This is a genomic window from Halopseudomonas sp. (assembly GCF_041579695.1).
Taxonomy (GTDB): Bacteria; Pseudomonadota; Gammaproteobacteria; order Pseudomonadales; family Pseudomonadaceae; genus Halopseudomonas.
Map to the genome: position 1 here is coordinate 25,752 of NZ_JBFGFI010000026.1, position 9,461 is coordinate 35,212.

A 9,461-nucleotide genomic window follows, 5' to 3' on the forward strand; every position below is an offset into this window, starting at 1 on the left:
GTTTTGAAAGGTGAATGTGATGAATGCGCCGCTGAAAATCGCCCGTCTGGATGCCGGTCAGTCTGACTTCAGCCAGCATCTCGACACCTTGTTGGCCTGGGAAGGCGTATCAGACAAGAGCGTCAACCAGCGGGTGGAAGAGATCATTGGGGCAGTCCGCGATCGCGGCGATGCTGCGCTGCTTGAATACACAGCCCGCTTTGATGGTCTGGATGTAACCAGCATGGCCGACCTGACTCTTGATCGCGCGCGGCTGGAGCTGGCGCTCGAGCGCATTACCCCCGAGCAACGCACCGCGCTGGAATTTGCCGCCGAGCGTATCCGCGTCTATCACGAGCACCAGGTGCAGCCATCCTGGCGTTATACCGAGCCTGACGGCACTGTTCTCGGCCAGCAGATCACGCCGCTTGATCGTGCCGGACTCTACGTGCCGGGTGGCAAGGCGTCATATCCTTCTTCTGTATTGATGAACGCCATTCCGGCCAAGGTCGCCGGTGTGCGCGAAGTGGTCATGGTCGTGCCCACGCCACGTGGCGAAATCAACGAGTTGGTGCTGGCTGCCGCCTGTCTGGCCGGAGTGGATCGCGTATTCACCCTGGGTGGCGCCCAGGCAGTGGCCGCGCTGGCCTATGGCACTGAAACCGTGCCACGAGTAGACAAGATTGTCGGCCCCGGCAACATCTATGTGGCCACCGCCAAGCGTTCGGTATTCGGCCAGGTGGGGATCGACATGATCGCCGGGCCTTCCGAGATACTCGTGGTATGCGACGGTCAGACCGACCCGGACTGGATTGCGATGGACCTGTTCTCCCAGGCCGAGCACGATGAGGATGCTCAATCTATTCTGTTGTCTCCGGATGCGGACTTTCTCGACGCGGTCGAAGCGAGCCTCAATCGGCTGCTCGACAGTCTGGAGCGTGCAGGCATCGCGCGGGTGTCGCTGGAGAATCGTGGTGCGCTGATCAAGGTAGACAGTCTGGAACATGCCTGCGAAGTGTCCAACCGCATAGCTCCAGAGCATCTGGAGCTGTCGGTAGCCGAGCCGGAAGCGCTGTTGCCGCTGATTCGCCACGCCGGTGCCATCTTCATGGGGCGCTACACCCCTGAAGCGGTGGGCGATTACTGCGCTGGCCCCAACCACGTGCTGCCGACCTCCGGAACTGCGCGATTCTCCTCGCCATTGGGGGTCTATGACTTCCAGAAGCGCTCCTCGGTGATCTTTTGTTCCCCCGAAGGCGCCTCCGAACTGGGCAAGACCGCCTCCGTACTGGCACGCGGCGAGAGCCTGACGGCGCATGCGCGCAGTGCGGAATATCGGATTAAACCTTGATGGCCGTGCTGGCGAGGACCTACCTGTGAGCCGATTCTGGAGCCCTTTTGTCAAAACCCTGGTGCCCTACGTGCCTGGCGAGCAGCCCAAGCTGGACAACCTGGTCAAGCTGAACACCAACGAGAACCCCTACGGTCCGTCGCCCAGGGCGATAGCCGCCATTCGCGCGGTGCCTGACGACAGCCTGAGGCTGTATCCGGCTCCCGACGCCGATGCATTGAAGGCGGCGATCGCGAAATATTACGGCGTGCAGAGTGAGCAGGTGTTTGTCGGCAACGGCTCGGACGAGGTGCTCGCCCATGTCTTTCATGGGCTGTTTCAGCATGGCCGGTCGTTGCTGTTTCCGGATATCAGCTACAGCTTCTATCCGGTGTATTGCGGTCTGTATGGGATCGACGCGCAAACGGTGCCGTTGACCGATGACTTTCGCATCGATATCGACGATTACCTGCAGCCTAATGGCGGCATCATCTTCCCCAACCCCAATGCGCCAACCGGCATCGCCCTGGGTCTGGATGCTATCGAGCGGCTGCTGGTAGCCAATACGGATTCGGTAGTCGTGATCGATGAGGCCTATATCGATTTTGGTGGCGAGACGGCGATCAGTCTGGTCGATCGTTACCCCAATCTGCTGGTGACCCAGAGCCTGTCCAAGTCGCGCTCGCTTGCGGGTTTGCGCGTCGGTCTGGCCGTCGGCCATGCCGATCTGATCGAGGCGCTGGAGCGAATCAAGAACAGCTTCAATTCCTACCCGCTGGACCGTCTGGCGCTGGCGGGTGCCGAGGCGGCTTTTGCCGATACCGAATACTTCGAAAGCACCCGCGACAAGGTTATCGATAGTCGCGAGCGGCTCGCGAAGCGCCTGGGGGAGATGGGATTCGAAGTGCTGCCGTCGGCGGCCAATTTCCTCTTTGCCCGCCACCCAGGCCACGATGCTGCGGACCTGGCGAAAGGTCTCCGCGACCAGCGGGTGATAGTTCGGCATTTTGCCAAGCCACGTATCGACCAATTTCTGCGTATTACGGTCGGTACCGAAGAGCAGAATGGCAAACTTGCTGAGGCGCTGCGGGATCTGGTCGGAAACTGAAGTGATCAGGAGCGGAAGTTGGGTCGCACGCCGACTGCAGCCTCAAAATTGAGGATCTCTCCTTCACGCAGGATCTCGATGCTTACCGTGTCTCCCGGCTCCGCTCGGGCCACCTGGTTCATCGACTGACGGCCGGTCACCGCAGGCTCGCCCTCAATGCGCAAAATCACATCGCCCGGCAGCAGGCCCGCCTGCGAGGCCGGCCCGTCGCGGTAAAGGCCGGAAATCACCAGGCCCGAGCCCGGCTCGACGTTAAACGCCTCAGCCAGATCGGCCGTCAACGGCTGCACCTCCACACCCAGCCAGCCGCGCACGACTCGCCCGTGCTTGATGATTGCCTGCATCACTTCGACCGCCAGCTTGACCGGAATGGCAAAGCCAATGCCCTGGGAGCCGCCAGACTGGGAAAAGATTGCGGTGTTGATGCCGATCAGGTTTCCGGACGTATCGATCAGCGCGCCGCCGGAATTGCCCTGGTTGATCGCAGCGTCAGTCTGGATGAAGTCCTCGTAGGTGTTGAGTCCTAACTGGTTACGTCCGGTGGCGCTGATAATCCCCATCGTGACCGTCTGGCCCAGGCCGAAGGGATTGCCGATTGCGAGTACCACGTCACCAATTTGCTGCTGACCGGCGTCGCTGATAGACACCGATGGCAGATCCTCCAGTTCGATCTTGAGCACCGCCAGATCGGTTTCCGGGTCGGTGCCGACGAGTGTAGCCATCGCCTCGCGGCCATCGCGCAGGGCTACGAGTATCTGCTCGGCACCGGAGATCACATGATTATTGGTGAGCAGGTAACCGTCGGGGCTGAGGATCACCGCTGAACCCAGGCTGGAGTCGCGCTTTATCGGCGCGGGGAGGGAGTCGGAGTAGTCACCGGTAGAGGGGTTGCGCAGCAGGGGTTCCTTGATCTGATTGGTTGCGCGTTTGCTGGTATACACATTGGCGACCGCAGGGGCCGCCCGCTGAACCGCCAGGCGATATGAGGATTGTCCGCCATTGCTCTGTTGATTCGCCGGAGCCATATTCAGCTTCGGCGCGCTCGCCGACACACCCATTGGATCCGGGTAATATTGCAGCAGCACCAGGGCCAACAGAACCCCGCATATGACTGGCCAGCCCCAGTCGCGCATCAAAGCATTCATCAATCAGTCAGTCCCAAAACCGGTTACAGCCATTGTCCATCAATGCGCGACAGTATAAAGGGATAGGACTGATAAATGCAGGTCTTGCGCAGGGAGTGTGCGGATCCGGCGCAGAACTGGCCAAACCGACCGCCAGAGCAGACAATATGGGCCTGCTTTACTGAGAGGAGAGTGCACGATGGTGGAACGATCGACACTGGTTGACTACTGCAATGAACTGCTGCAATCCGATGCATTTCAGGACTACTGCCCCAACGGCCTGCAGGTCGAAGGCGCGGGCCAGGTGCAACGGCTGGTGACCGGTGTAACCGCCAGTCAGGCCCTGGTCGACGCCGCGGTGGATGCTGGCGCGCAGATGCTGCTGGTGCACCATGGCTACTTCTGGAAGGGCGAGCCGGCCGCTGTCACCGGCATCAAACAGCGGCGGTTGAAGGCGCTGCTCGGCGCCGACATGAATCTGCTCGCCTACCACCTCCCGCTGGATGTGCACGCCGAGCTGGGTAATAACGCCCAATTGGCCAAGCTCATGGGTTGGAATGTCCTTGGCGGCCTGGAACCGGACAACCCCCGCTCTGTGGGACTCTATGGCGAGTTACCCGAAGCCCTTGACGGCGCCACGCTGGCGGCCCATATGGCAACGGTTCTGCAGCGCGAGCCGCTGCACATCGCCGGCAATGACCGTCCGATCAAGCGCATTGCCTGGTGCACCGGGGCGGCCCAGGGTTATATCGAGCGGGCGATTGCGCTGGGCGCCGATGCTTATGTGACCGGTGAGGTATCCGAGCCAACAGTGCATGCGGCCCGGGAAAACGGAATTCACTTTTTTGCTGCTGGCCACCATGCGACCGAACGCTATGGAGTCAAGGCTCTGGGCGAGCATCTGGCCGAGCGATTTGGCCTGGAGCACCAGTTTATCGATATCGACAACCCGGTCTGAGCGCGTCGGGGCGGGATTGGGGCAGGGCCCCGGGATTCTCCGCAAGCTATATTGATATTCTTTAAAGGTATTAAAAAACGTCTTATTAGATTGCTGCGTGTTTGTTACAATGCCTCCAACTGAACGCGGGATGCCTGGCGTCCCCCTGATATCGCGAGTACGCCATGCTGGAAAAACTGACTCATCTCAAGCAACTGGAAGCCGAAAGCATCCACATCATTCGTGAAGTGGCGGCGGAGTTCCAGAATCCGGTGATGCTCTATTCGATCGGCAAGGACTCTGCCGTGATGCTTCACCTGGCGCGCAAGGCATTCTACCCGGGTCGCCTGCCTTTTCCGGTGCTGCATGTGGATACCGGCTGGAAATTCCGTGAGATGTACAAGTTCCGCGAGCGCATGGTCGAGGAAATGGATCTCGACCTGCTGGTGCACCAGAACGCTGAGGGTCTGGCCCAGGGCGTGGGCCCGTTCACCCACGGCAGCGCCGTGCACACAGACGTGATGAAAACCCAGGCCCTGAAGCAGGCGTTGAACAAGTACGGATTCGACGCCGCCTTTGGTGGAGCCCGCCGCGACGAGGAAAAGTCCCGTGCCAAGGAGCGTGTTTACTCCTTCCGTGACAAGCACCACCGCTGGGATCCGAAGAACCAGCGTCCCGAGCTATGGAACGTCTATAACGGCAAGGTACACAAGGGCGAAAGCATCCGTGTGTTCCCACTCTCCAACTGGACGGAGCTCGACATCTGGCAATACATCTACCTGGAAAGCATCCCGATCGTGCCGCTGTACTTTGCTGCCGAGCGTCCCGTGGTCGAGTACAACGGCTCGTTGATCATGGTCGACGATGAGCGCATGCCGCTGGATGGCAAAAAGCCGGAAATGAAAATGGTCCGTTTCCGCACCCTGGGCTGTTATCCGCTCACCGGCGCGGTCGAATCTACCGCCGCGACACTGCCGGAAATCATTCAGGAAATGCTTCTGACCCGCACGTCCGAGCGTCAGGGCCGCGTGATCGATCACGATCAGGCCGGATCCATGGAAGAAAAGAAACGCCAGGGTTATTTCTAACTTCAGCTAAGCGGGGCGCTTAGCCCGGAGAGATACATGAGTCACCAATCAGAGTTAATCAGCGAAGATATCCTGGCGTACCTCGGCCAGCACGAACGCAAGGAACTGCTGCGCTTTCTTACCTGCGGTAACGTCGACGACGGCAAGAGCACGCTGATCGGGCGTTTGCTGCACGATTCCAAAATGATCTACGAAGATCACATGGAAGCCATTACCCGCGATTCGAAGAAATCCGGTACCACCGGCGAGGAAGTCGACCTGGCACTGCTGGTCGATGGCCTGCAGGCCGAGCGTGAGCAGGGCATCACCATTGATGTCGCCTACCGCTATTTCTCGACAGCCAAGCGCAAGTTCATCATCGCCGATACGCCCGGCCATGAGCAGTACACTCGCAATATGGCTACTGGCGCCTCCACCTGTGACCTGGCAATCATCCTGATCGACGCCCGTTACGGCGTGCAGACCCAGACCAAGCGGCACAGCTTTATCGCCTCGCTGCTGGGCATCAAGCATATCGTCGTCGCTGTGAACAAGATGGACCTGAAGGATTTCGACGAAGGCGTCTTCAACCAGATCTGCGACGATTACCGCGAGTTCGCCAAGGGCCTGGAAATGCTCGATGGCAACAGCGTGCATTTCGTGCCGATGTCTGCACTCAAGGGCGACAACGTCGTCAACCGCAGTGAGCGCAGCCCCTGGTATACCGGTCAGACGCTGATGGAAATCCTCGAGACCGTCGAGGTGGCGGCCGACCGCAACCTCAAGGACCTGCGTTTCCCGGTCCAACTGGTTACCCGCCCAAACCTGAACTTCCGCGGCTTTGCCGGCACACTGGCTTCCGGTGTGGTGCACAAGGGCGATGAGCTGGTAGTGCTGCCCTCGGGCAAGAGCAGCCGGGTCAAATCCATCGTGACCTTTGATGGTGAGCTGGAAAGCGCCGGCCCCGGCCAGGCTGTCACGCTGACCCTGGAAGACGAGATTGATATTTCTCGCGGCGACGTGCTTGCGCATATCGACAACCGCCCGCTGATTGGCGATCTGTTCGAAGCCAATCTGGTGTGGATGGACGACAAGCCGATGCAGCCGGGTCGCAAATACGACATCAAACGCGCCACCAGCAACAGCCCGGGCTCCTTTACCCGCATCGTGCACCGTATCGACGTCAACACGCTGGAGCAGCAGGACGCGCCTGAACTGGGCCTGAACGAGATCGGCCGTGTGGAGCTCTCGCTAGAGCGGCCGATTGCCTATGACGATTACCGTGCCAACCGTACCACCGGCTCCTTCATCGTTATCGACCGCATGACTAACGGCACTGTAGGCGCAGGCATGATCGTCGCCAAGGGTTTGCTGGGGCAGAATACCACCGGTAGCCGCCATGGCGGATTCGCCCACGTTACCGCCAGCGAGCGCGCCCAGCGCTTCGGCCAGGAACCGGTCACACTGCTTTTCACCGGCCTGTCCGGCTCGGGCAAGAGCACCCTGGCCTACGCGGTGGAGCGAAAGCTGTTCGATAGTGGTCGGGCCTGCTATGTACTGGACGGCAAGGAATTGCGTCAGGACCTGAGCAAGGGCCTGCCGCAGGATGCCGCCGGTCGTGCCGAGAACCTGCACAAGGGCGCGCGCATAGCCCGGCAGATGAATGAAGCCGGTCTGATCGCCCTGGGGGCCTTCGTTGCACCCACAGAGGAAAGTCGCGCCCAGGCCCGTTACATTCTGGGTGAGCGCTGCCTGATGGTGCATCTGGATACGCCGATGGATGTATGCCGGGAGCGTGATCCTTCAGGTCTCTACGCAGCGGATGTCGAGGGCACCATACCTGGCGTATCCTATCCCTATGAAGCACCTGCCGATGCCGATCTGGTGCTCGATACCAGCGAGCAGAATCTGGAAGCCTGCGTGGCCGAGGTGATCGAGTTGCTCAGAACCCGCAAGCTGATCTGATAAAGCCCTCCGATGAAGCCCGCAGACATCGACTTCATGCGCCTGGCCCTGGCCGAGGCGCAACTCGCCGCAGACCTGGGCGAGGTGCCGGTGGGTGCGGTGCTTGTGTATCGGGGGGAGGTGATTGGCAAAGGCTTCAATCAGCCGATCAGCAGTAACGACCCCAGCGCCCACGCCGAGATGGTTGCACTGCGCCAGGCTGCCTTGGCTCAGAATAACTACCGCCTTTCTGGCAGCACCCTCTATGTCACCCTCGAGCCCTGCACCATGTGTGCGGGCCTGCTCATCCACAGCCGTGTGTCACGTTTGGTGTTCGGGGCCAGCGAGCCCCGCGCCGGAGCCGTCGTCAGTCGCGCGCAGGTGCTGGATCAGACCTGGATGAATCACCGGATCGAGGTTGAAGGCGGGGTGTTGGCAGAAGAATGCGGAGAGGTGCTCAGGGCGTTCTTTAAAGGGCGGCGGCAGTCATAGCGGGGTGCTTCCCGCTTAAAAGTCCGGCGGCAGCTGATCCAGAATCCCCGGCGAATGATATTGCTCGGCATCAGCCTGCGCCATCTCGGCCTGGGGTTGGGTCACCCATTGCAGGATCTCGTGGTAGCGACGGATGTTCTGTACGTAATGCACCGGCTCTGCACCGCGGGCATAGCCGTAGCGGGTTTTGGTATACCACTCCTTTTTCGATAGCAGCGGCAGATGATCCTTCACGTCGATCCATCGATTCGGATCGCGACCGTTGCTGCGGGTCAGATTGCGTGCGTCATCCAGATGGCCAATGCCGACGTTATAGGCCGCCATCGCAAACCAGGTACGGTCGGGCTCGGGGATGTCGTCCGGCAGCTGATCGCGTACCCAGATAAGGTAGCGGGCGCCGCCAAAGATGCTCTGCTTGGGATCGACGCGGTTGGTCACACCGACAAACTTCGCGGTGGGCAGGGTGAGCATCATGATCCCGCGCACGCCGGTGAATGAAACAGCGTCCGGATCCCATAACGATTCCTGATAGCCCATCGCGGCCAGCAGGCGCCAGTCCAGCCCATATTGATCGCCGGCCTGGCGGAACAAGGCTTCATACCGCGGCAGGCGTTGTTGCATGTGCCGGGCAAAGCCGCGGGCACCCACGTAATCCAGCACGTCGGCATGGCCATAGAAGCGTTCGATAAGCTGATCAAGCGTGCCATCGGCGCGGATGCCGGCGAAGAAGACATCCACCGCCTGCTGCAGGCTTTCATCCTCGCCGGGGGGCAGGGCCCAGACCATGGGTTGCGGCTCGGCCAGATCAAAACCTACCCGCACCGCGGGATAAAAAGCCTGATTGACCACCAACTCGTTGGAATACACCACCGCATGGTCAATCTCATCGTCATTGACCAGACGCAGCAGATCGACCACCTCCACCCGATCGGATTCCTCGAATACCAGTTGCGGGTGCTCGGTTTGTAAATCGCGCAATTGATCAGCCAGCGTACTGCCCTTGAGCACCATGATGCGCTTGCCGTACAGATCCTCTATCTCATCGGGCTGAGGCTTGCCGCGGCGGTAGACCACCTGGGGGATCACTTCCATGTAGGGCGTCGAGAAACGCACCTGATCGGCACGCTGCGGATTGACCGTGATACCCGCCGCGCCAATGTGCGGACCGGTGGGTAGTGCCATCTGCTCGAAGAGTTCGTCCAGGGTATCTATCGTCTGCACCTCGAGCTCCAGCTGGAGGCTGTCTGCAAAGCGTTTGCTCAGCTCGTATTCCAGTCCGGTATTGCCGTGGCGATCCTGGTAGAAGGTTGTCGGCGTATTGCGCGTGGCCATGCGAACAACGCCCTGGTCGCGCATTTGCTCCAGGTGGGTAGTGGCTTGCTCGCAGCCCGACAACAGCGCCGCAACAAGGACAGTGGCCGACAGCGGCAGCAGAGTGAGTCGAGTCAATTTTGCTGGCATGGCATCAGTATATGCAAAA

At 60.2% G+C, this 9,461-nt stretch carries 8 protein-coding genes; 6 read left to right on the forward strand and 2 right to left on the reverse strand.

Going from position 1 to position 9,461, the window contains the following annotated elements; all coding sequences use genetic code 11:
- Positions 1-19 precede the first annotated feature (19 nt).
- Entirely contained in the window at positions 20-1,330 is a 1,311-nt protein-coding gene (gene hisD, locus ABYA88_RS07700; RefSeq protein ID WP_373186456.1) for a histidinol dehydrogenase, read from the forward strand.
- A 25-nt stretch (positions 1,331-1,355) separates the two neighbouring features.
- On the forward strand, positions 1,356-2,417 hold the full coding sequence (hisC, locus tag ABYA88_RS07705) for a histidinol-phosphate transaminase (RefSeq protein WP_373186457.1): 1,062 nt from the start codon (positions 1,356-1,358) through the stop codon (positions 2,415-2,417).
- A 5-nt stretch (positions 2,418-2,422) separates the two neighbouring features.
- Here hisC and ABYA88_RS07710 read toward each other — a convergent pair whose 3' ends face one another.
- A complete protein-coding gene (locus tag ABYA88_RS07710) occupies positions 2,423-3,562 on the reverse strand; it encodes a S1C family serine protease (RefSeq protein ID WP_373186458.1) in 1,140 nt (379 codons plus the stop codon).
- A 178-nt stretch (positions 3,563-3,740) separates the two neighbouring features.
- Between ABYA88_RS07710 and ABYA88_RS07715 the strand changes: the two genes are divergently transcribed.
- The 4 genes from ABYA88_RS07715 (at position 3,741) to tadA (ending at position 7,981) form a co-directional block, all read left to right on the forward strand.
- A complete protein-coding gene (locus tag ABYA88_RS07715) occupies positions 3,741-4,499 on the forward strand; it encodes a Nif3-like dinuclear metal center hexameric protein (RefSeq protein WP_373186460.1) in 759 nt (252 codons plus the stop codon).
- Between the two features lie 164 nt (positions 4,500-4,663).
- Positions 4,664-5,566, forward strand: a complete 903-nt coding sequence (gene cysD, locus ABYA88_RS07720; protein ID WP_373186462.1) for a sulfate adenylyltransferase subunit CysD — start codon at positions 4,664-4,666, stop codon at positions 5,564-5,566.
- Positions 5,567-5,602: 36 nt separating this feature from the next.
- A complete protein-coding gene (gene cysN, locus ABYA88_RS07725; RefSeq protein WP_373186464.1) occupies positions 5,603-7,510 on the forward strand; it encodes a sulfate adenylyltransferase subunit CysN in 1,908 nt (635 codons plus the stop codon).
- A 12-nt stretch (positions 7,511-7,522) separates the two neighbouring features.
- Positions 7,523-7,981, forward strand: a complete 459-nt coding sequence (tadA, locus tag ABYA88_RS07730) for a tRNA adenosine(34) deaminase TadA (RefSeq protein WP_373186466.1) — start codon at positions 7,523-7,525, stop codon at positions 7,979-7,981.
- A 15-nt stretch (positions 7,982-7,996) separates the two neighbouring features.
- On the opposite strand, the gene mltF is transcribed toward tadA, so the two are convergent.
- Positions 7,997-9,442 carry a membrane-bound lytic murein transglycosylase MltF gene (mltF, locus tag ABYA88_RS07735; protein ID WP_373186473.1) on the reverse strand — a complete coding sequence of 482 codons (1,446 nt, stop codon included), beginning with the start codon at positions 9,440-9,442 and terminating at the stop codon, positions 7,997-7,999.
- Positions 9,443-9,461: the final 19 nt, after the last annotated feature.